The following is a 24,029-nucleotide window of genomic DNA, read 5'->3' on the forward strand; positions in this document are numbered from 1 at the left end:
GCAGCATGTCCTTGACAAGGAAATAACAATGGATTTGCTGCGCTTCCTGCTGCTCCTGCCGATTCGTGTGGCGGGCTTCGTGTGGTGGCTGCTCGGCTGCGCGCTGCGGCCGCTGGTGGGCGACGTGTCGTGGACGGCGCCCGCGTGGATGGGCGTGACCGCCGCGGCCGTGCGCCGCCGCCCGTGGCATGCCGGCGGCCTCGTGCTGCTCGCGGCCGCGCTCGGCTACGGCGGCTACTGGTTCAAGCACCGCCCGAAGCCGCCCGAGCCCGAGACCGTCAGCTTCACCGTCAAGGCGCCGGCGATCACTACCTATGAGGTGGACGACAGCGACAAGCCGAAGATCACCGTGCATCCGCTCGAAGTCGTGTTCGCGCAATCGGCCGCGCCGATCGAACAGGTCGGCAAGCCGGCCGGCGACGGCATCGAGATGACGCCCGCGCTGAAGGGCGCGTGGGCGTGGGTCGACGACAAGACGCTGCGCTTCACGCCGGCGGCCGACTGGCCGGTCGGCGCGCACGTCGAGGTGCGTTTCGCGGTGCACCGGGTGTTCGCGCCGCAGGTGGCAATGCACGACGATCGCTTCGCTTTCGATGTGCCGGCGTTCGCCGCGACAGTCGGCAACAATGAGTTCTACCGGAATCCCGACAATCCGGCGGAGAAGCAGGCGCTGCTGCAACTGCGCTTCAACTACCCGGTCGATCCGGCCGAGTTCGAGAAACGCGTCGGCCTCGTGCTGGTCGGTCGCGACGGCAAGAATACGACGCCGCTGCGCTACACCGTCAGTTACGACAAGATGAAGACGAGCGCATGGGTCCGCTCGCAGTCGCTCGAGATCCCGCGCGATCCGCTGGTGGCACGGCTCGACGTCGACAAGGGCGTAAAGAGTGCGCGCGGCGGCAACGGCACGCTGGACGTGCTGCATGCGTCGGTCGCCGTGCCGGGGCTCTACAGCCTGTCGATCGCCAACATCGCGCCGACGCTCGTCGACAACGAGCGCTACGAGCCCGAGCAGGTGCTCGTCGCGGAAGCGTCAGACGGCGTGCGCAGCGCCGACCTGGCCGCGCGCGCCAAGGCGTGGGTGCTGCCGAAGCGCAAACCCGGCGTCGATCAGTCGGACGACGATCCGCCGTACGAATGGAACGTGGCCGACATCAGCGACGCGGTGCTGAAGCAGTCGAAGCCGCTGCCGCTCGACGCGGTGCCGACCGAGAACGACTACGCGACGCTGCAAAGCTTCAAGTACCACGCGACGCCGGGCGATCGCATCGTCGTGCGTTTCGCGGGCGACCTGAAATCGGCGGGCGGCTACCTGCTCGCCGAGCCGGTGACGACCGCGTTCACGGTGCCCGACTATCCGAAGCTGCTGCGCTTCATGGCTGACGGCTCGCTGCTCTCGATGAGCGGCAGCAAGCGGCTGTCGGTCGTGTCGCGCAACCTGCCGGGGATGAAGGTCGAGATCGGCCGTGTGCTGCCCGACCAGCTCCAGCATCTCGTGAGCTTCAACAACGGCACGTACGCACGGCCCGAGCTGTCGTATTCGTTCAGCGAGGATCACATCGTCGAGCGCTTCGTGCAGAAGCGTGCGTTCCCGGCCGGCGACCCCGGCAAGGCGCATTACGAAGGCATCGATCTCGGCCAGTACCTGAAGGGCGGCAAGCGCGGCTTGTTCCTGCTGCACCTGACGAAGTACGACCCGGCGGCCGAGAAGAAGAAAGCCGACGATGCGAAGGACAGCGATGCATCGTCCGGCGACGGCAGCCAGGATCAGTCGGACAACGCCGATTCGGGCGACAGCAGCAGCAACGGCGACGACAGCGACAACGCGCTCGGCGACACCCGCCTGATCGTCGTGACCGATCTCGGGATGCTGGTCAAGAAGGCGCTGGACGGCAGCCAGGACGTATTCATCCAGTCGATCCGCACGGGCAAGCCGGTTGCGGGCGCAACGGTATCGGTGCTCGCCGTGAACGGCCAGGCGCTGTTCACGCAGACCACGAGCGCCGACGGCATCGTGCATTTCCCCGCGTTCAAGGGGCTCGACCGCGAGAAGCGGCCGCAGCTGTACGTCGTGAAGAAGGACACCGACCTGTCGTTCCTGCCGGTGGCCGGCCGCGATCGCCAGCTCGACTTCTCGCGTTTCGACGTCGACGGCGAGCGCAATGCGACGGGCCAGGGGCAACTGTCCGCGTACCTGTTCTCGGATCGCGGGCTGTATCGGCCCGGCGATCCGTTCCACATCGGCCTGATCGTGCGCGCCGCGAGCTGGGCGCGCAGCCCGGCCGGCGTGCCGCTGCAGGCGGAGATCGTCGACCCGCGCGGGATCACCGTCGAGCGCAAGCCGGTGACGGTCGACGCGACCGGCTTCACCGAGCTCGGCTATACGACGGCCGAAACGGCGCCGACCGGCACGTGGACCGTCAACCTGTATATCGTCAAGGACGGCCAGCCCGGCGCGGAGCCGATCGGCAGCACGACGGTGCAGGTGAAGGAGTTCCTGCCCGACCGGATGAAGGTCGACGCGAAGCTGTCGCAGCAGGTGGTCGAAGGCTGGGTGAAGCCGAAGGGGCTGAAGGGCATCGTCGATGCGCAGAACCTGTTCGGCACGCCAGCGGAGAAGCGCCGCGTCGCGGCGACGCTGACGCTGCGCCCGGTGTGGCCGTCGTTCCGCAGCTGGCAGGGCTATCACTTCTTCGACGCCCGCCGCGCGAAGGAGGGCTATACGACGACGCTGCAGGACGGCACGACCGACGACAAGGGCCATGCGGAGTTCGACCTCGATCTCGACAAGTACGCGGACGCGACCTACCAGCTCTACTTCCAGGCGAAGGCCTATGAAGCGGAAGGCGGGCGCAACGTCGCCGCGAACGCGCAGACGCTCGTGTCGAACAACGACTGGCTCGTCGGCTACAAGTCGGTCGACGATCTCGGCTACGTGAAGCGCGGCAGCCCGCGCACGGTGCGGCTCGTCGCGATCGATCCGACCGCGAAGGCGATCGACGTGAAGGACCTGCGTGCGCAGCTCGTCGAGGAGCGCTACGTGTCGGTGCTGACCAAGCAGGATTCCGGCGCATATAAATACGACTCGCGGCTGAAGGAAGTGCCGGTCGACGACAAGCCGCTGGCGATTCCGGCGGCCGGGCTCGACTTCACGCTGCGCACCGACAAGCCGGGCAGCTATGCGCTCGTGATCCGCAACGCGGCCGGCGCGGCGGTGAACCGGATCGAGTATTCGGTCACGGGCGACGCGAACGTCACGCGCTCGCTCGACCGCAACGCGGAGCTGCAGGTGACGCTCGCGAAGCACGACTACAAGCCAGGCGAGCAGGTCGAGATCGCGATCCGCGCGCCTTACGCGGGCAGCGGCCTGATCACGATCGAGCGCGACAAGGTGTATGCGCACGCGTGGTTCCATGCGGATACGACCAGCTCGATCCAGCACATCACGGTGCCGGCCGGCTTCGAGGGCAACGGCTACATCAACGTGCAGTACATTCGCGATCCGTCGTCGGACGAGATCTTCATGAGCCCGCTGAGCTACGGCGTCGTGCCGTTCTCGGTGAACCTCGACGCGCGCCGCAACGCGGTGTCGGTCGATGCGCCGGCGCTCGTGAAGCCCGGCGACACGGTGAACTTCACCGTGCATTCGGCGAAGCCGGCGAAGGTCGTGGTGTTCGCAGTCGACGAGGGCATCCTGCAGGTCGCGCGCTACAAGCTCGGCGATCCGCTGAAGTTCTTCTTCCGCAAGCGGATGCTCGAAGTCGGCACGTCGCAGATCCTCGACCTGATCCTGCCGGACTTCGAGACGCTGATGGCGATGGCCGCGCCGGGCGGCGACGCCGACGATGCAATCGGCCGCCAGTTGAACCCGTTCAAGCGCAAGCGCGACAAGCCGGTCGTCTACTGGTCGGGGATCGTCGACGTGAACGGCGACACACGCTTGAGCTACACCGTGCCCGACTACTTCAACGGCAAGCTGCGCGTGATGGCCGTGTCGGTGTCGCCGGACCTGGTCGGTACGTTCGAAGGCGCGACGACGGTGCGCGGCGATTTCGTGCTGTCGCCGAACGTGCCGACGACACTCGCGCCGGGTGACGAGGCCGACGTCAGCGTCGGTGTCGCGAACAACCTGACGGGTGTCGGCAACCAGCCGGTGCCGGTCGCGGTCACGCTGAAGACGGGGCCGCAGTTGCAGGTGATCGGGCCGACCACGCAGAACGTCGCGCTCGCACCGCAGCACGAGGGTGTCGCGATGTTCCGCGTGAAGGCGACCGACACGCTCGGCTCGGGCTCGCTGTCGTTCGGCGCGCGTTATGGCGCGAAGGGCGCGCAGCAGCGCGTCGACGTGTCGGTGCGGCCGGCCGCCGCATTCCGCACGCAGCTCGACATCGCACGCCTCGATCCGGGCAAGAAGGCGAGCGTGCCGAACCTGCGGTCGATGTACGACGCGTATGCATCGCGCGACGCGAGCATCTCGACCGCGCCGCTCGTGCTGTCCGAAGGGTTGTCGTCGTATCTCGTCAACTTCGAGCACACCTGCAGCGAGCAACTGGTGAGTGCGGCCGTGCCGCGCGTGTTCGCGGCGAAGTGGCTGTCGGTGCGGGCGCTGACGAGCGCGATGCACGCAACCGACGCCGGTGCCGACGCGACGAACGCGGCGGCGATCACGCAGTTCCTCGGGGTGCTGCGCAGCCGGCAGAACGCACAGGGCGGGTTCGGGCTGTGGAGCGCGACACCCGACGCCGATCCGTTCGTGTCCGCGTACGCGATGCACGTGCTGCTCGACGCGCGCGAGCGCGGCATCGCGGTGCCGAAGGACATGCTCGACGCGGGCAATCAGTATCTGCAGAAGCTCGCGGCGAACGATTCGCTCGGCTCGCTCGACCTGCTGCGGCAGCGCGCGTACGCGGTGTATCTGCTGACGCGCCAGGGCAACGTGACGACCAACAGCCTCGCGGCCGTGCAGAAGCGGCTGCAGGATGCGTATCCGAACGACTGGAAGAACGATCTCGCAGCCGCATGGCTTGCCGCGTCGTACCAGCTGCTGAAGCAGGACAAGGAGGCCGCGGCGCTGATCGCGGGCCCGCAGGCGCTGCTCGAGCGCAAGCGCGCATCCGACGGCGGCTACGTGACGGGCTACTACCTCGATCCGCTGACGCGCGACGCGAGCGTGCTGTACCTGATCGCGAAGCACTTCCCGGACCGCGTGCGCAAGCTGTCGCCGCGCGCGATGGACAACCTCGCCGCGCCGCTCGTCGACAACCGCTACAACACGCTGTCGTCGGCGATGACGATCCTCGCGCTCGATGCGTATGCGGCGTCGAGTGCAGGCCAGCTCGACCAGCTCGCGATTGACGAGGTGCGCGCGGGCGCCGCGCCGAAGGACGTGTCGTCGATCCAGGCGAACCTCGTGCGCTCGGGCACGTGGTCGGCCGGTGCGTCGCGCGTCGACTTCGTGAACGGCAGCTCGCTGCCCGCGTGGTGGATCACGAGCCAGTCGGGCTACGACCGCGGCACGTCGACGAAGGCGATCAAGAACGGGCTGGAGATCGTGCGCGACTACACCGACACGGACGGCAAGCCGCTCGACAAGATCACGGTCGGCCAGGAGATCGACGTGCACCTGAAGATCCGTGCGACGGGTTCGGCGAGCGTCGGCAACATTGCAATCGTCGACCTGTTGCCGGGCGGCTTCGATCCGGTCATCGCGCCGCCGCCCGTCACCGACACGCAGGAGGGCGACAGCAACGGCGACGGCGGCGCGTCGGCGCCGGTGGCCGATGCACCATGGCGGTCGCCGATCGGCGTGAAGGGTTCCACGTGGCAGCCGCAGTTTGCGGACGTGCGCGAGGATCGTGTGGTGATCTACGGCACCGCGACGACCGACGTGCGCGAGTTCGTCTACCGGATCAAGGCGAGCAACGCGGGTCGCTTCATCGCGCCGCCGGCCTACGGCGAGTCGATGTACGACCGCCGCTTGCAGGCCCAGGCGCCCGGCGGGTCGACACTGACGGTGGAGCGCGTGCGATGACGATGAAGCTGCAACGTCGTTGCCGGCCGCGCCGGGTGCGAGGAGCGCCCGCGCGTGGCTGACGACGTTTCGGTGCGCCGGCACGTGCTGCACGGCGCCGGCCGCTGGCTGCATCGCTGGCAGAACTGGATCGCCGGCGTGCTGCTCGTGTTCGGCGCGCTGGCCGCGTGCCGGCTGTGGCCGCATCCGCCGCTGCGCGACTGGAAGCCGTCGTCGGTCGCGGTAACCGACGCACAGGGCCACTTGCTGCGGCTCACGCTCGCGAAGGACGATCGCTACCGGCTGTGGGTGCCGCTCGACCGGATGTCGCCGCAGCTCGTCGAAGCCGTGATGCTGCACGAGGACCGCTGGTTCTGGTGGCATCCCGGCTTCAACCCGTACGGGCTCGCACGCGGCGCGTGGATCACGTATGTGCGCGGCGGCGATCCGCAGGGCGGCTCGACGCTGACGATGCAGCTCGCGCGCTCGCTGTGGCGGCTGAACACGCGCACACCGACCGGCAAGCTCGAGCAGGTGGCGCGCGCGGTGCAGCTCGAACTGTTCTATTCGAAACGGCAGATCCTCGAAGCGTATCTGAACGATGCGCCGTACGGCCGCAACGTCGAAGGCGCGGGCACCGCGAGCGTCGTCTATTTCGACCGGATGCCCGACGCGCTGACGCTGCCCGAGGCGCTCGCGCTCGCGGTGATTCCACAGGACCCGGCGCGACGGGTGCGCGGCGGGCAGGATGAAATCAACCGCGCGCTGGCCGTGTCGCGCAACCGGCTGTATGCGCGCTGGCTGACGAAGCATCCGGGCGATGCGTCGCTCAAGCCGCTGTTTGCGTTGCCGCTTGCAATGCGGTCGCTGTCCGCGCTTCCGTTCGATGCGCCGCATGCGGTCGACCAGGCACTCGCCGCACGCAGCGCGTGGCGAACGTCCTCGAGTGCGACGGCGAACGACAGCGACGCCGATGCGCGGCTCGTGACGACGCTCGATCTCGACCTTCAACGCACACTCGAACGGCAGATCGCACGCTATGTCGCGCGCAACGACACGCGCGGCGTGCGCAACGCGGCGGCGATCCTCGTCGATACGCGCGACATGGGCGTGAAGGCGCTCGTCGGTTCCGCGAACTTCTTCGACCGCACGATCGACGGGCAGGTGAACGGCACGCTTGCGCGGCGCTCGCCGGGATCGACGCTCAAGCCGTTCATCTATGCGCTCGGTTTCGACCAGGGCGTGCTGCATCCGCAGACCGTGCTGCGCGACGTGCCGACCGCATTCGGCCCGTATGCGCCGGAGAATTTCGACGGTCATTTCCTCGGGCCGATCACCGCGACCGATGCACTGAACCGCAGCCGCAACGTGCCGGCCGTGTGGGTCGCGTCGCAGCTCAAGTCGCCCGATCTGTACCGGTTCCTGCAGGAAGCCGGCGTGCGCCGGCTCGCAAGCGCGCAGCACTACGGGCTCGCGCTGGTGCTCGGCGGCGGCGAAGTGACGATGCAGGATCTCGCGGCGCTCTACGCGATGCTCGCGAATCGCGGCGAGTTCCGGCCGCTGCGGCTGCGCGCGGACGAGCCGGCGCTGCCTGGCAAGCGCCTGCTGAGCGCCGAGGCGAGCTACATGACGATGGACATGCTGCGCCAGCATCTGCGCCCTGACGAGACGAGCGGCGCGCAGCCGTCGAGCGTGCCTGTCTACTGGAAGACCGGCACGTCATGGTCGTTCCGCGATGCGTGGACGGCCGGCGTGTTCGGCCCGTACGTGCTGGTCGTGTGGGTCGGCAACTTCGACAACTCGACCAATACGGCGTTCGTCGGCGTCGACGCGGCCGCGCCGCTGTTCTTTCAGGTTGTCGATGCGCTGAATGCCGAGCGCACGCTCGTCGAGCCGCCGCGCGCGATGCCGCCGAAGCTGAAGCGCGTGCGGATCTGCCTCGCGAGCGGCGACTTGCCGAACGAGTGGTGCCCGCAGCAGGGCTGGACGTGGTTCATTCCGGGCACGTCGCCGATTCGCGTGAGCACCGTGCATCGGCCGGTCGTGATCGACGAGGCGACGGGGAAGGCCGCGTGCCCGCCGTACGATGGCAAGCGCACGCATGCGGCGATCTTCGAGTTCTGGCCGTCGGATCTGCAGCAGGTGTTCGTGCAGGCAGGCATTCCGCGCCGACGGCCGCCCCAGAATGCGGACTGTCGCGACGCGGGGCAGGTCGAGGGTGATCCGCCGCGCATCACGTCGCCGCTGCGCGGGAGTACGTATGCGATGCGTGTGAAGAGTACGGAGGAGACGCGCATCGCATTCAACGCGACCGCAGATGCGAGTGCGCACGCGCTGTACTGGTTCGTCAACGATGTGTTCGTCGGGCGCGGTGTGCCGGGCGATGCGCTGTTCTGGCAGCCGCGGACGGCCGGCAGTTATACGGTGCGGGTGGTTGACGATCACGGGCGCAGCGATCAGCGGCCGTTGGCGGTGGGGTTGGAGCAGTAGGCGTTGCGTGGCTGTCGCCCGGGTTGCTGTCGGGTGACTGCGTCGACCTGTTCTGTGCTTGGAGGATTTCCGCAGACATGGGGCAGGCTGTCGGCATTCGGCCGGCGTCATCGTTCGACAACAGTGCAACGAGAAATGACATGATTGCAATCGATGTCGCGTGGAAACACGCTTTCGAGACAGAGCCGGTCCGGCTCGTTTCGGTGCTGGATCGGGATCGCTATGAGGTGCGCAAGCTCGAATTCTTTCGCGACGGCCAGGTGGGATTTGCCGACGATGCGAGGTCGTCGCATGGAACGGAGCTTGGAACGGTTCCCGTGCCGTCGCTGGTCGAGATCAACGCCGATCCTGAATTCGATGGAAGAGAGATCACGCTGGAAGATTTCGAAACGCTATGGTCGCGCCATGTGACACGTATCGATCGCGTCGACTGAGTGTGCGGCGTTGGGCGGCAATCAGTCGCTCGACATCAGCGCGTAGATTGTCGGCCCGATAACGAGAGTGTCGAACGTCATCGTCCGCCGATATCGGCGATATCGGAACCTGGGAAGCTGTTGCTGATCCATGCAGTCCACTTATGCGATGCCTTATGGACAAGAAAGCAAGAAACATCCTGGTCAGAACCTACTGGAGCAGCAAGGGATGGGTCGACAAAAAGGACAGGAACATCAGCGACGCCGATCTTGCCTATGCAAAGGAACAAGGCGTGATGTTTGCCCCCGTCACGCTGACGCACGACCAGAGCATTACGGCGATCAAGGAAATTCTGCCGAAGGTTACGCAGGATGCCGTAGCCAGGGCATTTTTAAGCAGCCTCTCGACGCGGCGGCTGGAATGGCGTTCGGCGTTGGCTTCTTTCGTGTGCGCGCAACGATTGTCGCCGCCGCATGAATACGTACCGAAGGTGAGCGGATACGGGTACACGAACGGTGTCATCACGCACACCACCTATCGCTGCGGCGTCTGCGATGGATCTCGGGAGTATGAAGCGGTGGACTTGAGCGTACTGAATTTCGAGCGCATCAAATGGGGCGGCGTGCGTCTCGGCGACCGGATGTATACCTTGCTCGATTTGCAGCAATTCCTGCGCGAAGAAATTTCGGAGCCCACGCAGGCCGACATCGACATTCTCAAGTCGATGCTTTCAGTGATCGCTCATAGCCAGCCAGGTGACTACCCGAGTGCGCTGAGGGACAACCTGGCGCCGGTCATCAAATCGTCGAAAAACGAGCGCGACGTGTTAATGGAAATTCTGGCTTGCGTTGATATTCTGCGACCGTCGTCTTACGACAGGCCCTCGCGAGGCAGGCACGATTGGCATTTCGTGGAGCACTGGCGCGGAGAGGACAAATACAACGAAGCGGCCGTGAAGCAGTATTTCGGCAAGTATCTCGATTGACAGGAGACCGCAACTTGCCCGGTTTGCAGGCCGGGTTGGCAGCACCGATTCAGCCTGCCTCGATTGCTGATTCCGCATATCGAAGCCAATGCTGGGTTCGGCCGAGTGGCGGCATTTCAAGAATGCTGCATGTCTCTTGCGGGGCGTCAGGCAACATCCATTGCAATCGCCAACGCGCCTTTTCTTCTTCTCTTCCGGCGCTTGCCGTAGCCGCTGGCGCGTAACGCCCCGCCCACCCCATCACCCATCATCCGCCTTCGCCTGCAGCCCCTTCAACCCCTGAATCACGACCAGCAGCGCGCGCCCATGCTCATCCGACCCGTCCCACGCGTCGACGATCGCGTCGCGCAGCAGGTCGTTGTACTGGCGGCGCGACGGCCCGGTGTCGACACCATAGAAACTGCATAGCTTATTGAATGGCGCGCTGCGGCGCAGCCGGTGCCCGTTCGACAGCCTCAGGCGCGATACGGTCGGCTGGCTGACCCCGGAGAGTCGCGCAATTTCGCTGGACGAGCGTGTATCTGCCATCAGGCGGCGCAACAGGTCTTGAACGGGAAAATCTTGGTCCGGGGCTTCCATGCGATGCATTATACCTATACAGTTACGGCTGTTGAATGGGCTTGCTGTCACCAGCGAGGCTGTATCCCCGAGAAAGTTGATGACACTGAAACACCTCCCACCCACGTTCTGCTGGACCAAGATCGGTACCGAGTCCGGCGAGGATTTGCCGACCGTCGTGCTCCGCAAGGAATGGGAGCGCCGGCTCGGGGGCGGGCGTTTTCTGTGGGGCATCAACCAGCCGCTCGGCAGCAGCGCGCAAGTCGCCGCGCATCGCACGGGCTCGCTGCTCGCGCTGTTTTCTCCGGTCGCATCGCGCCCGCGCGCGGGCGAGCGGAAAGACATGCTGCTGTGGAACGCATGGGTCGACGCAAGCGGGCAGGTGCGCCCGTTGCCGCCGCACACGTTCATCGCCAGTCGCTCGACCCTGCCGTCGGGCCGGCGCCGCGAACAGCACTACGCGCTCGTGTGCGCGTCGTCCACCGCGCTGACGGTCGGCACGCAATTGCGCGTGTTTCCCGATCACCTGCGCAGCGTGAGCACCGGCCAGCCGCTCGGCGCCGCACAGGGCGCGGCCGTGGTCGATTGCGTCGGGCGGGCGAAGGAGCAGACGGGCAAGAGCTATCCGCTCGCGCTGTCGGTCGAGCTCGAAGCACCGTATTTCGTGCGGCTCGCACAACCGTGCGTGCTGAAGGCACGCGATCTCGCGGAAGTGAACAAGGCCACGCGCGCGGGTGATTTCGATCGCTTCGTCGAGCTCGTCGCGCGCTTGCGCGGCCGTTCGCCGACGGACGCCGTGCGCGGCGTCACGCGTGATCTGTTCGATGTGCCGCCGATCGAAACGGCCGCCGCGTATGTTGCGCCCACGCACGCGGCGCGATTGCGCAACCGGCCGGCGGCCGAGCATCCGCGTGATCTCACCGGCGACCTGTTCGACCTGTCGCCGGGTGAAGCGGCCGCGTTCGCGGGCCTTGCGCATCCCCGTATCGGGCGCGCGTGACGAAACGCGCGCAGCAGATCGCGCAAGAATTTGTTGCAATCTCGCCATAGCGGAGCGGCGAGCGCAGAGAGACAATCGGCACGAAGCGCGCTGCGCGGCGGCCGATGCGTCGAACCTCGATGGGTCGTGGTTCACGCCGCCGACATGCGCACCACGCACACTGAGCGTCGGCGTGCTTCACACTGCAACCCTGAGGGAGAAGTGTCGATGTCGACCCACATCTGTTCGCGGGAAGCCCGGGCCGCGCAGCGCTTCGTCGAAGCCACGCGCAACGTCGATCAGGCGTTTCGCGCCGTGCGCGGCGAAAGCGACGACGACGTTTCGTCGGCGGAATACGCACTTGCGATGTCGCGCCTCGATCGTGCGCTCGACGAGCTGGCGCGTGCGCAGGAATTTTTCGATCGCGTCGTCAGCGCCGACACAGCGCACGACAACTGATCGAGCCGCATCAACGTTAAAGCGCGTCGGGCGACGCGCTTTCATTATCTTGCCGGGCATCGCTCCCGGCATGTCATTCAGTCATCCCGTTCCGACTTCAAACCTTGCGGCCTTCTACCGGATAGCCGGGATCGGTATAGCCGTGCGTCGAGGCATGCCCGGGCGGCACGAGCGAATCGACGAACCGTTCGTCGTCCGGGCCGAGTGCGAGCTTCAGCGCATCGACGTAGCTGTCCCAGTGTGCTTCGGTGCGCGGCCCCGCGATCGTCGAGCTGACGATGCGGTTCTTCATGACCCACGCGAGCGCGAACGCAACCGACGTCGTGCCGCGCGCGGCGGCATGCGCGGCCACCTGCTGCGCGATGTGCAACGATTCGGGGCGCCATTCCGTTTGCTGGATGCGACGGTCGCCGCGGCCCGCGCGCGAATCGGCGGGCGGCTGCGCATCGACTGCATATTTGCCGGTCAGTACGCCGCGCGCGAGCGGGCTGTACGGCACGACGCCGATCCCGTAATGCGCGGCGGCCGGAAGCTGTTCGACCTCGGCCGTGCGATCGACGAGGTTGTACAGCGGTTCGCTCGCGACCGGGCGATCGATGCCAAGCTGGTCCGCGAGCCGCACGATCTCGGCGATGCGCCAGCCCTTGAAGTTCGACAGCCCGAAGTAGCGCACCTTGCCTTGCCGGATCAGGTCGGCGATCGCGCGCATGCCTTCGTCGAGCGGCGCATCGGTCAGCGCGCGATGGAAATAGAGGATGTCGATGTAGTCGGTGCCGAGCCGCTTCAGGCTCGCGTCGACCGATTCGACGATCCAATTGCGCGACTGGCCCTGCCGGTTCGGCCCTGCGTCCGGCCCGGCCGGATAGCCGAACTTCGTCGCGACGACCCAGCTGTCGCGACGCGACGCAATCGCGCGGCCGACCACTTCTTCCGAGCGGCCGGCGTGATAGACGTCGGCCGTGTCGATGAAGTTGATGCCCTGGTCGAACGCCTTGTCGATGATGCGCGCCGATGTCGCTTCGTCGGTTTCGCCGCCGAACATCATTGCACCGAGACACAGCGGCGACACCTTGAGCGCGCTGCGCCCGAGATAGCGGTAATCCATGAAGGCTCCATGCGGGCGCGTGCCCGCCGGTTGAATGTAGGGATGCTGCGCTTACACGCCGGCTTCGTCGAACACGCGCTGCGCGATCGTCAGCGCCGAGCTTGCGGTCGGCCAGCCCGAGTAGAACGCGAGGTGCGTGATCGCTTCGACCAGCTCGTCGCGCGTGAGGCCGTTGTCGAGCGCTTTCTTCAGGTGGAATGGAAGTTCGTTGACGCGATACAGCGACACGAGGCTCGCGACCGTGACGAGGCTGCGATCGCGCGGCGACAGGCCGGGGCGCTGCCAGACGTCGCCGAACAGCACGTTGTCGGTGTAGTCGGCGAGGGCGGGGGCGATGGCGCCGAACGCTTTGCGTGCGGCGGAAGTCGGTTCGGACATCGAGGGCTCCGGGGAAGGTGGGGAACACCGTCGATGGTAGCCACCGATGCGTCTATCGATAATCCCCGTCAATCCGCATGCACTTATCGACCCGATTCATGAATCGCGGCGCAGGTGCGGCGCAAAGCGGGCTCATGCGCGATAGCGCAGCGCCTCGACGATCACCGCGAGCGCGCGCGACGACTGCCGCCGGCTCGCGTAGTACAGGTGATGACCGGGGAACGTCGGGCACCAGTCGGCAAGCACGCTGTCGAGGCGGCCGGCGTCGACATGCGGCGCCGCGAGTTCGGCGGGCACGTAGGCGAGCCCGTAGCCCGCGAGCGCCGCGTCGAGCGTTTCGTAGGTGCCGTTGAACGTGACCTGCCCGTCGACGCGCACCTGCAGCATCTCGTCCCCGCGCGCGAGCTCCCACGCGTACAGCGCGCCGTGCGTCGGCAGGCGCAGGTTGATGCAGTCGTGCGCGACCAGATCCTGCGGCGACACGGGGCGCGCGCGTTCCGCGAAATACGCGGGCGCGCCGACGATCGCCATCTTCATGTCGGCCGAGATGCGCACGGCGATCATGTCCTTCGCGACCTGGTCGCCGAGCCGCACGCCGACGTCGAAGCGCTCCGCGACGATGTCGGACAGCCCGTAGTCGTTCACGAACTCGACCTTCAGGTCGCGATAGTCGCGCAGGACCGGCGCGAGCTTCGGCCACAGCAGCGTGCGGATCACGAAGTCGGTCGCGTTGATGCGCACGGTGCCCGCGGGCTGGTCGCGCAGTTCCGCGAGCGCAGCCAGTTCGGCCTCGATTTCGTCGAAGCGCGGCGCGAGATTGAGCAGCAGGCGCTCGCCGGCTTCGGTCGGCGCGACGCTGCGTGTCGTGCGCGTGAGCAGCCGCACGCCGAGGCGGGTTTCGAGCGAGCGGATCGTATGGCTGAGCGCGGATTGCGAGACGCCGAGCTGCGCGGCCGCGCGCGTGAAGCTGCGCTCTCGCGCGACGGCGATGAAGGCGAGGAGATCCGCAAAGTTGTCGCGCGGCATGGAAGGTGTCGGGTGGTCGAGGCCCGCGCATCGTACCACCGGGTTCGACGGGCCGCGTCGTGTCGCTGCGTCGTGTCGCGGCGATGCGGCGCGCGTCAGCCCGCGCGGGTCATGCCCGGCGCATGGGGCGCGGGACGGTACGCATAGCCGCGCTGCTGGAACGACGTCGCGAAGAACCGCATCTGGTAGCGGATCGCATTCGCCCAGTAATCCCACGTGTGGCCGCCCGGCCGCTCCGCATAGTCGTGCGGCACGCCGAGCGCGACGAGCCGTTCGTGCAGCGTACGGTTCGAGCCGACGAACGCGTCGTCGCGGCCGCAATCGATCGTCAGGTCGAGATGCGCCCGCACGAACGCGCTGGCGCTGGCGACGATCACGTTGCGATCCCAGAACGACGGATGGCGGCCGGGGTCGCCGAATACGTGGTCGATGCCCGGCTCGTCCGCGCAGCAGCGCGGATCGACCGCGCCGCTGATGCTGCCGACCGCGCCGAACGTGTCGGGCCGGTCGAGCGCGATGCGCAGCGCGCCGAAGCCGCCCATGCTGAGCCCGGTGATCGCGCGGGCGCGTTGCGTGGCGATCGTGCGGAAGTGCAAGTCGATGTACGACACGACTTCGTCGCCAATGAAGGTTTCGTAGCGGCTGCCGGAATCGAACGGGCTGTCGATGTACCAGCTCTCGTGCCCGCCGTCGGGCATCACGAGGATCACGTGGTAGCGGTCGGCCAGCGCGGCGATGCGCGTGTTCGACGTCCAGTCGGTGTGATCGCCGCCCGAGCCGTGCAACAGATAGACGACCGGATAGCGGTCGCCGTCGCGGGTGCCGCGCGCATAGGCGTCGGGCAGCACGACGGTGGCCTTGAGCGTCTCCTTCATCGCGGCGCTGGGAATCACGACGACCCGCGCGTGAAAGGCGAGAGCAGGGCCTGAAATGGCGACCAGCAGAAGCAGCCAGAAGGCGCGTGCCAGGTACATCGATCCTCGCATGTGTCGACCCCATCCGGCGCCGGGCGCCGGGAAAACCCTGTTCGGACGACTCTAGCAACCGCGCCTTTCAACCATATTTCGGCGAATCCTACGGGTTGTCAGGCGGGCGGCGTGGACACGATGCGCCCGAGCGCCGCGCGAAACGCATCGGGTTGCTCGGCCGCGATCAGGTGCCCGCAGCGCTCGATCGTGTCGAAGCCGGCGCAGCGCGCGAGCGCCCGGTCGGGCACGTGCCAGCCTGCGCGCGAGCGTTCGCCGGCCATCAGCCAGACCGGATGACGCTCGAACACTTGCGCGAGTGTCTGCAGATAGCCCGGTTCGCCGGTCGTCGCGACTACCGAGCGGCCCATCGCGCGCAGCGTCGATGCGGGCTGATGCGCGAGCCAGCGGCGGGCGTCGTCGACGAGGCCCGGCGACGGCGCGTCGATCGCGCCACGCAGCCAGCCGTGCGGATCGGCACGCAGGCCGTCCAGCATTGCATCGGCTTCGGCAGGCGTCATGCGGCCGACCGACGCCGACCAGAACGCATCGTCGAGCGTGAAGTTGCCCTCGACGTTGACGATCCGCCGCACGCGTTCCGGGTGCGCATGCGCGAACAGCATCGCGATCGCGCCGCCGACCGAGTGGCCGACGACATCGACCGGCTGCGCGCCGAAGTGCGTATCGACGGTATGGCGAAGGTGCTCGACCTGCGCGGCGAGTGTGATCAAGTCGAACGGTACTGCGCGATGCGCGCCGTAGCCGAGCAGGTCGGGCGCGAGATGCGGGCCGTTCCACCCGCGCACGTCGAGCGTGCCGATGAAACCGTGGATGAAGACGACGGGCGTGGACTGGGTCATGGGGCGGGCGCGGCAGGAAGGGGCGGCAACGCGAGTTCGGCGAGCAGTTCGTCGAGTTCGAGCACGTGCGTGCGGTCGTGGTCGAGCAATTCGCGCACGAGTTCGTCGAGCGACATGCGGCGGAGGCCGTCGCGCAGCCCGCAGCGTGCGAGTTGCGCGGAATCGAGCGCGGCCGCGGTTGCACACAGCGCGGCGCGGCCCGTGCGGAATGCCGTGACGGCAGCGTCGAGCGGTTGCGCGAGATAGTCGCGTTGCGCGGCGAGCGCGGTGCCGTCGACGGATGCAATCACGGGCAGGTCGAGCGTGCGTACGGCGTCGATGCGCTCGGCGAACACCGCGTCGAGATCGCGCAGGTGGCACGCATGCTCGACGAGCGAGAAGCCCGTGCCGTCGGGGCGGCGTGTCCACAGGGCGGCCGGCACGTGCGCCGCATACGCGGCGAGCCGATCGGGCAGGCGCGCCAGCGCGGCGACGACGTCGGTGAACGGCAGCACCTGCGGATACGCGCTGAACACCGCGCCGTAGCTGAACAGCGTGCCGCCGAGCCGCCCGCGCGCCTGCACGACGTCGTGGCCGTGACGGCGCATGACTTCCGCGACCATCGCGCCGCAGAACTGGCGGGCGGTGGTGTCGGTTTCGATTTCGGGGAATTTCAGTGCGATCTCGTGCTGGATCGCACCGATCGCGGCGACGCCCACGCGCGACAGCGCCGCGAATTCGACGTAGCGCTCGGGTTGCGCGATCAGCGCTTCGAGCTGGACGCCGAGCGCGGTGAGGCGGAAACGGTCGAAGCGGGAATGCATGACGGGAGGGTTTCGGCGAGTAACGTGTCAAAACGATACGTTACTCGCCGGGGGGCGTCAACTGACGGAAGCGGGCAAGACGTTGGCTCACTCCTTGCCTGCGCCCTTGGCTGCCTGTTCGATCAGCTTCGCGACTTCGGCCGGGTGCGAGATGTACGCGACGTGGCTCGACTTGAGCTCGATCGTCTTGCTGCCGGCGCGTTGCGTCATGAAGCGTTCGAGCTCGGGGTTGATCGCGCGGTCTGCCGTGGCGACCACCGCCCAGCTCGGCTTGGTCCGCCATGCGGCATGCGTGATCGGCACGCCGAACGACTGCGCGGCCGGCGTCACCTGCGAGATCGCCATGAATTTCGCTTCGGCGGCCGGCACGTCGGCCGCGAAGTCGGCGTGGAACGACGCTTCGTCGAAATACAGATGGCCGTCTTCGGTGGCCTTGATCGCCTTCGTCGCGGGCGGCGTCTTCCTGGTCAGGTCGAGCGGGCTTTCGCCGGTGTCGGGCTGGAACGCGGCCACGTAGACGAGGCCCGCGACCTTGTCGTCGTTGCCGGCTTCGGTGATCACCGCGCCGCCGTAGCTGTGGCCGACGAGGATGCTCGGGCCGTCCTGCGCGTCGACGACACGCCGGGTTGCCTTCACGTCGTCGTCGAATGACGTTTCGGGCTGCTGAACGACGGAAACCTTGTAGCCGTCGCGCGTCAGGATGTTCGAGACGGCTTGCCAGCCCGAGCCGTCGGCGAAGTAGCCGTGAACCAGCACGACGTTCTTGACGGGGGCGGCGACGGCCGCGTGCGAACCGAATGCGGCGGCGGAAACGGCGAGTGCCGCGGCGATGTGGCGAAGTTGGGAAAAGCGCTTCATTTTCATTCTCCAGAAGGAAGGCAGGGTGGGGAAACCGTCGGATATCGACAGGCGTCTTGTTCTATCGATGGAGTCATCCTACTAGTAGGTAGAATGTTAAACAAGGAGAATTTGAGGCTGGAAAAGACTATCTCAGGGCAGTAAACTATCGCTGTTTTTCATCCGACTAGATGGTAGGCAAATATGACGGTATCGGGGGACAGTACGGCGGGCCGCATTCTCGAGGCCGGGCGCCAACTGATCATGCGGCGCGGCTACAGCGGGTTCAGCTATGCCGACATCGCCGAAGCGATCGACATCCGGAAGGCGAGCATCCACCACCATTTCCCGACGAAGGCGGATCTGGCGGTCGCGGTGCTGCAGCAGTCGCAGGCGAATTTCGATGCCGATATGTCGCTGCTCGACGCGAGCGGCGCCGACGCGCTGGTGCAGATGCGCGCGTATGTCGGCTACTGGGAACGCTGCATCGCGGACGACAGCGCGCCGTTCTGCGTCGCCGGCATGCTCGGCGCGGAGCTGCCCGCGCTGCCCGACGACGTCGCGCGGGCGGTGAGGGCGCATTTCGACGATCTCGCCGCATGGCTGGTGCGCGTGCTCGAGGCGGGGGTGAAAGACGGCGTCGTGCAGCCGGACATATCGGTGCAGACCGAGGCCGCGACATTCGTGTCGCTGGTCTACGGCGCGATGCTCGCCGCGCGGGCGTACGGCAATGCCGGGATGTTCCGGGACGTGACCGGCGGCGCGGTCGAGCGGCTCGCGGTACCGCGCACACGCGGGTGAGCCGCGCACGCATCAGCGGGTCGGAGCGGCGTCCGGCGGTGATGCGAAACCGTCTGACGCCGCCGCGATTTACGCGTGTTTCCCGGCCTCGGCTTGCGCGCTCAGCCGCGCCTTTTGCTCTTGCAATGCTTCCGTGAACGCCGGGCTGAAGTCTTCCGCCTCGAACAGCGGGCGGATCTCGATGTCGGAGTCGCCGGGCATCGGGTTCGGGCAGCGCTTCACCCATTCGACCGCTTCTTCCATCGATTTCACCTGCCACAGCCAGAAGCCGGCGACGAGTTCCTTCGTTTCGGCGAATGGGCCGTCGACGACGGTGCGGTTCTTGCCGGCAAAATGCACACGCTTGCCGCGCATGCTCGGGTGCAGCCCGTCGGCGGCGAGCAGGATGCCGGCTTGCGCCAGTTCTTCGTTGAACCGGCCCATCGCGGCGATCATTTCAGGGTCGGGCATCCGGCCGGATTCGGAATCGGTGGTGGCCTTGACGATGACGAGGACGCGCATGGTGGACTCTCCTTGAGTGGAACGAGGGGGCGCCGCCGGCCGTGCCGACGGCAAAACGAGCGGTTACGACAACACGACGCGTGAAGATGGCGCGAATCGACATCGGGCGTGAAGAATTTTCGCGTGCGGCCGCACCGGTGGGCCTGGCTGCGGAACCCGTCGTCAAAACTGGTATGCTGATCTTCACCACGTTCACGCGGAGGACGCCATGGCTGCTAAGGAAGTCTCGAAGAAGAAGTACCTGAAAATCCTGAACAAACGCCTGCGCGCCGAGCCGGCGGCTCCGGCCGGCGCGTCGTTTGTCTTTTTCCCGCTGGGTGCGAAGGCGAAGAACGCGACGGGCGTCGTGTCCGGCGACACGCGCAGCAAGCGCGAACTGGCGGTGATGGCCGCGGTGCAGCGCAAGGCGGCCGAAGAGTTCGTCGTCGCCGGCGCCTGACCGGAACCTGCTGCACCGCCGCTGGATTGCCGCCTCCGCCACTTACGCGGCGGCGGCCTCGCAATGTGCGATCGCGCCGGCGAGCACGCGCGGGATGTCGTGCGTGATGGCCGGGCCGTGCATCGGCAGGATGACGTCAAGATCGAGCGCCTGGATCCGGCGCAGCGCACTCGCCAGGTGGGCGAGCGAAGGCAGGTAGTCCGAGCGGCGGATCGAATCGACGATCGTCGGCGGCTTCGTCGCCGTAGCGCATCAGGATGTCCGACGACAGCAGCGCCTTGTACGCCGGCAGATACACGACCAGTGCATCCCATTGATGGACGTGCTTCGTGAAGATCGGTACGAGCTCGACGCCGGAGATCGTCGTCGGCTCGCCGTCCTTCAGCGGCTTCGTGCGTACACCGAAGATGTCGGCCAGCCCGTGCGTGCAGATCGGATGTGCGTACGCGACGAGCGCCGGATTGGCCGCGAGGAAGTCGGGCAGTGCGCCCATCTCGTCGACCTCGAAATGCGGAACGATCACGCTGCTCACCCTCGACGGCGTGATGCCGACGCTTGCGAGGCTCGCGGTCAGTTGCGGAAAGTTGGAACGCGTACCCGTTTCGATGCAGACGACGTCGCCGTTCGGCGACCGGACGAAGAACTGGCTGAAGCCGAGCTTCAGCTTGTCGATATAGGTCGTTGCGCGAAACAGGCCGCTGCGGATTTCTTCGATACGAGCGTTATCCATCGATGCGATCCTTGCGCGGGCAGTGGCGGCCGGACACCACCGTCGCGCGATCGCCGCGATGCGCCAGGCAGGCGCGCGACACGCGACACGGTGCCTCGACTCAGTCTAGCAGTGTCGGTCCGGCCGCGAATCCTGTCAGGTCATGCAGCAGCCGGCCGGGCCCGGCACTGAGCGAGCGCGTTCCCGGTCGTCACGAATCCCCCAGGTCGATCAGGCGCTCAGGACATCTTGTCCGCCGCCGCCGCGTACCTGCCACCGCCATCCGCTTCGTCGCCCGCCGCGAGTTGTTCCAGCGCGAGGCCCTTCGTCTCGATCCCGAGCGTCCACACGGCCAGCGCGGCCGCGATGAACGACAGCGCGCCGAGCGTGAACACGCCGCCCTGGCCGAACACCGGCAGCACGACGCCGACCACGTAAGGCCCGATCAACGAACCGACGCGCCCGATCGCCGACGCGAAGCCCGAGCCCGTCGCGCGCGCGCCGGTGCCGTACAGCTCCGGCGTATAGGTGTACAGCGCGGCCCACATCCCGAACAGGAAGAACTGCATCGCGAGGCCGGTGCCGATCAGCAGCGCCATGCTGCCGCCATACAGCGCGCTCTGGCCGTACGCGTACGCCATCACGCCGCCGCCGATCAGCGACGCGATGCAGGTCGGCTTGCGTCCCCAGCGTTCGACGAGCCACGCGGCGCACAGGAAGCCCGGCACGCCGCCGAGCGAGATCAGCACCGTGTAGAACACCGATTTCGTGACCTCGAAGCCGGCCTGCTGCAGCAGCGCGCCGAGCCACGACGTGAGGCCATAGAAACCGAGCAGCGCGAAGAACCACAGCAGCCACACCATCACCGTGCGGCGGCGGTACACGCCGCTCCAGATCTCGCGCAGCGCGCCGCGCCCGCGGGCGGCGACCGGCTCGGCCAGCCGCGACGGCGGCGGCAGCGTCGTGACGCCGGCCGAGCGCATCACCTTCGCCTCGATCGTGTGCATCACCGTGTCGGCTTCCGCATGTCGGCCCGCATGCTCGAGCCAGCGCGGCGATTCCGGCACGATGCGACGCACGACGAGCACGAACACGGCGGGAATCGCGAGCAGCGCGAACACCGTGCGCCAGCCGAACTGCGGCAGCACGAAGTACGCGACGATGCCGGCCGTGATGAAGCCGAGCGGCCAGAAGCCGTCCATCAGCGCGATCAGGCGGCCGCGCTTCTCGGTCGGCACGAATTCGGACAGCAAGGTCTGCGCGACCGGGAACTCCATCCCCATCCCGATCCCGAGCAGCACGCGGTAGACGATCAGCGCGTCGACGCTCTGCGCGGTCGAGCACAGATACGAGGCCGCGCCCCACAGCACCATGCTCCACTGGAACACGGGCCGGCGGCCGAAGCGGTCGGCGAGCAGGCCGGCGACGGCCGCGCCGAGCACCATTCCGAAGAAGCTCGCGCTCGCGACGAGGCCGGCGGCCGCGGTCGACAGCCCGAACTCCTTGCGGATCGAGCCGAGCACGAACGTCATCGTGCCGAGGTCGACCGAGTCGAAGAAGAATGCGATCGCGATGATGAAGAAGATCCGCTTGTGATAGCCGGAGAACGGCAGGCGTTCGAGCCGGGCGGCGGCGGAGGCGGGAGCGGTGGCGGCGGGCATGGCGTCCTCTGAAATGAAAAGGGGCCGCGAAGCGCGTGCTTCGCGGCCCCGATGCTTCATCTTCAGTAGACGCGACCACAAAATGCCGCATCAGAGGAAAAGCGCCACCTGCTTGCCCAAATGCGTCATCGGCAGCAGTGCGGGATGCGGCCGTCTTGCGTCAATTCTTCAGCTTGTAGCCGGTGCGGAACATCCACGCGACGATCGCCAGCAGGATCACGAGGAACAGCGACGTCGCGCCGAGGCTGACGCCTACGTGCACGTCGGCGATCCCGTAGAACGACCAGCGGAAGCCGCTGACCAGGTAGACGATCGGGTTGAACAGCGTGACGACGCGCCACGCGGGCGGCAGCATGTCGACCGAGTAGAAGCTGCCGCCGAGGAACGTGAGCGGCGTGATGATCAAGAGCGGCACGAGCTGCAGCTTCTCGAAGCTGTCGGCCCAGATGCCGATCACGAAGCCGAACAGGCTGAACGTGACCGCCGTCAGCACGAGGAACAGCACCATCCAGAACGGATGCAGGATGTGCAGCGGTACGAACAGGCCGGCCGTGGCGAGGATGATCACGCCGAGCAGGATCGACTTCGACGCGGCCGCGCCGACGTACGCGATCACGATCTCCCAGTACGACACGGGCGCGGAGAGAATCTCGTAGATCGTGCCCGTGAAGCGCGGGAAGTAGATGCCGAACGACGCGTTCGAGATGCTCTGCGACAGCAGCGACAGCATCACGAGGCCCGGCACGATGAACGAGCCGTAGCCGATGCCGTTCACGTCGCTGATGCGCGAGCCGATCGCGGAGCCGAACACCACGAAGTACAGCGACGTGGAGATCACCGGCGCGATGATGCTCTGCATCAGCGTGCGGCGCGTGCGGGCCATTTCTGCGCGGTAGATCGCGCGGATTCCATGCAGGTTCAAGTGTCAGGCTCCTTGCATGCCGTTGCGGCGGTTGTCGATCAGGCTGACGAAAATGTCCTCGAGCGAGCTCTGCGTCGTGTGCAGGTCGCGGAAGCTGATGCCGGCCGAGCCGAGCGCGTTGATCAGCTTCGCGATGCTCGCGTCGTCACGCTGCGAGTCGTACGTGTAGACGAGCGCGGCGCCGTCGGCCGCGCGTTCGAGCCCGAACGGCGCGAGCGCGGGCGGCACGTCCGCGAGCGGGTGCTCGAGCTGCACGGTGAGCTGCTTCTTGCCGAGCTTGCGCATCAGCTCGTGCTTTTCCTCGACGAGCACGAGCTCGCCGCCGAGGATGATGCCGATCCGGTCGGCCATTTCCTCGGCTTCCTCGATGTAGTGCGTGGTCAGCAGGATCGTCACGCCGTTGTCGCGCAGCGAGTCGACGAGCTTCCACATGTCGCGGCGCAGCTCGACGTCGACGCCGGCCGTCGGTTCGTCGAGGAACAGGATGCGCGGCTCGTGCGACAGCGCCTTCGCGATCATCACGCGGCGCTTCATGCCGCCCGAGAGCGTCATCAGCTTGTTGTCGCGCTTGTCCCACAGCGACAGCGCCTTCAGCGTCTTCTCGATGTACGCGGGATCGGGCGCCTTGCCGAACAGGCCGCGGCTGAACGACACGGTCGCCCAGACGGTCTCGAACGCGTCGGTGGTCAGTTCCTGCGGCACGAGGCCGATCATTTCGCGGGCCGCGCGGTAGTGATCGCGGATGTCGTGGCCGCCGACCGTCACGCGGCCTTCGGTCGGCGTGACGATGCCGCAGATCGAGCCGATCAGCGTCGTCTTGCCGGCGCCGTTCGGCCCGAGCAACGCGAAGATCTCGCCGGGGCGGATGTCGAGGGTCACGTGCTTCAGCGCCTGGAAGCCGGACGCGTAAGTCTTGGAGAGGTCGGAGACGGAAAGGATCGGTTGCATGCTCACGGATGGGGCGGCCAGCCGGCGCGACGGCGTGCGCCGCACGTGCCCGGCGTCGCCGCCGCTGCGAAGCGGCCGGGACCGGGGACGGCATGGCGAACGGGCGTCATGTCGAACGGCGTTGTGGTGCGGGATCGCAGGATCGCCATATTAGCAATCGGTAGATGGAAATGCATTCT

20 protein-coding genes and 1 pseudogene are annotated in these 24,029 nt (G+C 66.9%); 8 read left to right on the forward strand and 13 right to left on the reverse strand.

Annotated elements, in window-relative coordinates:
* The first annotated feature begins 28 nt into the window (after positions 1–28).
* From CFB45_RS18535 to CFB45_RS18550, 4 genes are all read left to right on the forward strand, one after another.
* Positions 29–6,031, forward strand: a complete 6,003-nt coding sequence (locus CFB45_RS18535; protein WP_089426799.1) for an MG2 domain-containing protein — start codon at positions 29–31, stop codon at positions 6,029–6,031.
* Positions 6,032–6,085: 54 nt separating this feature from the next.
* A complete protein-coding gene (pbpC, locus tag CFB45_RS18540; RefSeq protein ID WP_089426800.1) occupies positions 6,086–8,500 on the forward strand; it encodes a penicillin-binding protein 1C in 2,415 nt (804 codons plus the stop codon).
* Positions 8,501–8,640: 140 nt separating this feature from the next.
* Positions 8,641–8,934, forward strand: coding sequence for a DUF6881 domain-containing protein (locus tag CFB45_RS18545; RefSeq protein ID WP_089426801.1), 294 nt, complete (start codon positions 8,641–8,643; stop codon positions 8,932–8,934).
* A 155-nt stretch (positions 8,935–9,089) separates the two neighbouring features.
* Positions 9,090–9,899 carry a hypothetical protein gene (locus CFB45_RS18550; RefSeq protein WP_089426802.1) on the forward strand — a complete coding sequence of 270 codons (810 nt, stop codon included), beginning with the start codon at positions 9,090–9,092 and terminating at the stop codon, positions 9,897–9,899.
* 240 nt (positions 9,900–10,139) lie between these two features.
* On the opposite strand, the gene CFB45_RS18555 is transcribed toward CFB45_RS18550, so the two are convergent.
* Entirely contained in the window at positions 10,140–10,478 is a 339-nt protein-coding gene (locus CFB45_RS18555; protein ID WP_011354126.1) for a helix-turn-helix domain-containing protein, read from the reverse strand.
* Between the two features lie 79 nt (positions 10,479–10,557).
* Here CFB45_RS18555 and CFB45_RS18560 point away from each other — a divergent pair, with 79 nt between their 5' ends.
* Positions 10,558–11,457, forward strand: a complete 900-nt coding sequence (locus tag CFB45_RS18560) for a hypothetical protein (RefSeq protein ID WP_089426803.1) — start codon at positions 10,558–10,560, stop codon at positions 11,455–11,457.
* Between the two features lie 207 nt (positions 11,458–11,664).
* Positions 11,665–11,895: a hypothetical protein gene (locus CFB45_RS18565; RefSeq protein ID WP_089429039.1), complete on the forward strand. Its 231-nt coding sequence runs from the start codon at positions 11,665–11,667 to the stop codon at positions 11,893–11,895.
* A gap of 97 nt (positions 11,896–11,992) precedes the next feature.
* Here the strand turns inward: CFB45_RS18565 and CFB45_RS18570 are convergent, their stop codons facing one another.
* From CFB45_RS18570 to CFB45_RS18600, 7 genes are all read right to left on the reverse strand, one after another.
* A complete protein-coding gene (locus tag CFB45_RS18570; protein ID WP_089426804.1) occupies positions 11,993–13,000 on the reverse strand; it encodes an aldo/keto reductase in 1,008 nt (335 codons plus the stop codon).
* A gap of 51 nt (positions 13,001–13,051) precedes the next feature.
* Positions 13,052–13,378: a carboxymuconolactone decarboxylase family protein gene (locus CFB45_RS18575; protein WP_039369463.1), complete on the reverse strand. Its 327-nt coding sequence runs from the start codon at positions 13,376–13,378 to the stop codon at positions 13,052–13,054.
* 132 nt (positions 13,379–13,510) lie between these two features.
* Positions 13,511–14,404 carry a LysR family transcriptional regulator gene (locus CFB45_RS18580; RefSeq protein ID WP_089426805.1) on the reverse strand — a complete coding sequence of 298 codons (894 nt, stop codon included), beginning with the start codon at positions 14,402–14,404 and terminating at the stop codon, positions 13,511–13,513.
* A 95-nt stretch (positions 14,405–14,499) separates the two neighbouring features.
* The gene (locus tag CFB45_RS18585) at positions 14,500–15,378 is read right to left on the reverse strand and encodes an alpha/beta hydrolase (RefSeq protein WP_174973825.1); all 879 of its coding nucleotides are present in this window, start codon (positions 15,376–15,378) and stop codon (positions 14,500–14,502) included.
* Between the two features lie 110 nt (positions 15,379–15,488).
* Positions 15,489–16,229 carry an alpha/beta hydrolase family protein gene (locus tag CFB45_RS18590; RefSeq protein ID WP_089426807.1) on the reverse strand — a complete coding sequence of 247 codons (741 nt, stop codon included), beginning with the start codon at positions 16,227–16,229 and terminating at the stop codon, positions 15,489–15,491.
* Positions 16,226–17,032 carry a DinB family protein gene (locus CFB45_RS18595; protein WP_089426808.1) on the reverse strand — a complete coding sequence of 269 codons (807 nt, stop codon included), beginning with the start codon at positions 17,030–17,032 and terminating at the stop codon, positions 16,226–16,228. The genes CFB45_RS18590 and CFB45_RS18595 overlap by 4 nt, the downstream gene beginning before the upstream one ends.
* 87 nt (positions 17,033–17,119) lie before the next feature.
* Entirely contained in the window at positions 17,120–17,890 is a 771-nt protein-coding gene (locus CFB45_RS18600; RefSeq protein ID WP_089426809.1) for an alpha/beta hydrolase, read from the reverse strand.
* Positions 17,891–18,073: 183 nt separating this feature from the next.
* On the opposite strand from CFB45_RS18600, the gene CFB45_RS18605 reads away from it, so the two are divergent.
* Positions 18,074–18,670 (forward strand): TetR/AcrR family transcriptional regulator, encoded by a 597-nt coding sequence (locus CFB45_RS18605; protein ID WP_089426810.1) that lies wholly within the window; start codon positions 18,074–18,076, stop codon positions 18,668–18,670.
* Positions 18,671–18,739: 69 nt separating this feature from the next.
* Here CFB45_RS18605 and CFB45_RS18610 read toward each other — a convergent pair whose 3' ends face one another.
* The gene (locus tag CFB45_RS18610; RefSeq protein WP_089426811.1) at positions 18,740–19,171 is read right to left on the reverse strand and encodes a YciI family protein; all 432 of its coding nucleotides are present in this window, start codon (positions 19,169–19,171) and stop codon (positions 18,740–18,742) included.
* Positions 19,172–19,379: 208 nt separating this feature from the next.
* Between CFB45_RS18610 and CFB45_RS18615 the strand changes: the two genes are divergently transcribed.
* Complete coding sequence (locus tag CFB45_RS18615; RefSeq protein WP_046549636.1) at positions 19,380–19,610, forward strand: hypothetical protein; 231 nt, start codon at positions 19,380–19,382, stop codon at positions 19,608–19,610.
* A gap of 42 nt (positions 19,611–19,652) precedes the next feature.
* Here the strand turns inward: CFB45_RS18615 and CFB45_RS18620 are convergent.
* The 4 genes and pseudogenes from CFB45_RS18620 to CFB45_RS18635 form a co-directional block, all read right to left on the reverse strand.
* Positions 19,653–20,340: pseudogene (locus CFB45_RS18620) on the reverse strand (MBL fold metallo-hydrolase).
* A gap of 218 nt (positions 20,341–20,558) precedes the next feature.
* The gene (locus CFB45_RS18625; protein ID WP_089426812.1) at positions 20,559–21,980 is read right to left on the reverse strand and encodes an MFS transporter; all 1,422 of its coding nucleotides are present in this window, start codon (positions 21,978–21,980) and stop codon (positions 20,559–20,561) included.
* Between the two features lie 160 nt (positions 21,981–22,140).
* Positions 22,141–22,902, reverse strand: a complete 762-nt coding sequence (locus tag CFB45_RS18630; protein ID WP_083266168.1) for an ABC transporter permease — start codon at positions 22,900–22,902, stop codon at positions 22,141–22,143.
* A gap of 3 nt (positions 22,903–22,905) precedes the next feature.
* Positions 22,906–23,850 (reverse strand): ABC transporter ATP-binding protein, encoded by a 945-nt coding sequence (locus CFB45_RS18635; RefSeq protein WP_089426813.1) that lies wholly within the window; start codon positions 23,848–23,850, stop codon positions 22,906–22,908.
* Positions 23,851–24,029 lie beyond the last annotated feature (179 nt).

Source organism: Burkholderia sp. HI2500 (genome assembly GCF_002223055.1).
Lineage (GTDB): Bacteria > Pseudomonadota > Gammaproteobacteria > Burkholderiales > Burkholderiaceae > Burkholderia.

Bases quoted from the DNA above. Each gene is read 5' to 3' on its own strand.
- CFB45_RS18535 (WP_089426799.1), top strand. From the start codon at position 29: ATGGATTTGCTGCGCTTCCTGCTGCTCCTGCCGATTCGTGTGGCGGGC.
- CFB45_RS18560 (WP_089426803.1), top strand. From the start codon at position 10,558: ATGACACTGAAACACCTCCCACCCACGTTCTGCTGGACCAAGATCGGT.
- CFB45_RS18590 (WP_089426807.1), bottom strand. From the start codon at position 16,229: ATGACCCAGTCCACGCCCGTCGTCTTCATCCACGGTTTCATCGGCACG.
- CFB45_RS18600 (WP_089426809.1), bottom strand. From the start codon at position 17,890: ATGAAGCGCTTTTCCCAACTTCGCCACATCGCCGCGGCACTCGCCGTT.
- CFB45_RS18580 (WP_089426805.1), bottom strand. From the start codon at position 14,404: ATGCCGCGCGACAACTTTGCGGATCTCCTCGCCTTCATCGCCGTCGCG.
- CFB45_RS18635 (WP_089426813.1), bottom strand. From the start codon at position 23,850: ATGCAACCGATCCTTTCCGTCTCCGACCTCTCCAAGACTTACGCGTCC.
- CFB45_RS18575 (WP_039369463.1), bottom strand. From the start codon at position 13,378: ATGTCCGAACCGACTTCCGCCGCACGCAAAGCGTTCGGCGCCATCGCC.
- CFB45_RS18625 (WP_089426812.1), bottom strand. From the start codon at position 21,980: ATGCCCGCCGCCACCGCTCCCGCCTCCGCCGCCGCCCGGCTCGAACGC.
- CFB45_RS18565 (WP_089429039.1), top strand. From the start codon at position 11,665: ATGTCGACCCACATCTGTTCGCGGGAAGCCCGGGCCGCGCAGCGCTTC.
- CFB45_RS18550 (WP_089426802.1), top strand. From the start codon at position 9,090: ATGGACAAGAAAGCAAGAAACATCCTGGTCAGAACCTACTGGAGCAGC.
- CFB45_RS18570 (WP_089426804.1), bottom strand. From the start codon at position 13,000: ATGGATTACCGCTATCTCGGGCGCAGCGCGCTCAAGGTGTCGCCGCTG.
- CFB45_RS18555 (WP_011354126.1), bottom strand. From the start codon at position 10,478: ATGGAAGCCCCGGACCAAGATTTTCCCGTTCAAGACCTGTTGCGCCGC.
- CFB45_RS18615 (WP_046549636.1), top strand. From the start codon at position 19,380: ATGGCTGCTAAGGAAGTCTCGAAGAAGAAGTACCTGAAAATCCTGAAC.
- CFB45_RS18605 (WP_089426810.1), top strand. From the start codon at position 18,074: ATGACGGTATCGGGGGACAGTACGGCGGGCCGCATTCTCGAGGCCGGG.
- CFB45_RS18610 (WP_089426811.1), bottom strand. From the start codon at position 19,171: ATGCGCGTCCTCGTCATCGTCAAGGCCACCACCGATTCCGAATCCGGC.
- CFB45_RS18545 (WP_089426801.1), top strand. From the start codon at position 8,641: ATGATTGCAATCGATGTCGCGTGGAAACACGCTTTCGAGACAGAGCCG.
- CFB45_RS18585 (WP_174973825.1), bottom strand. From the start codon at position 15,378: ATGTACCTGGCACGCGCCTTCTGGCTGCTTCTGCTGGTCGCCATTTCA.
- CFB45_RS18595 (WP_089426808.1), bottom strand. From the start codon at position 17,032: ATGCATTCCCGCTTCGACCGTTTCCGCCTCACCGCGCTCGGCGTCCAG.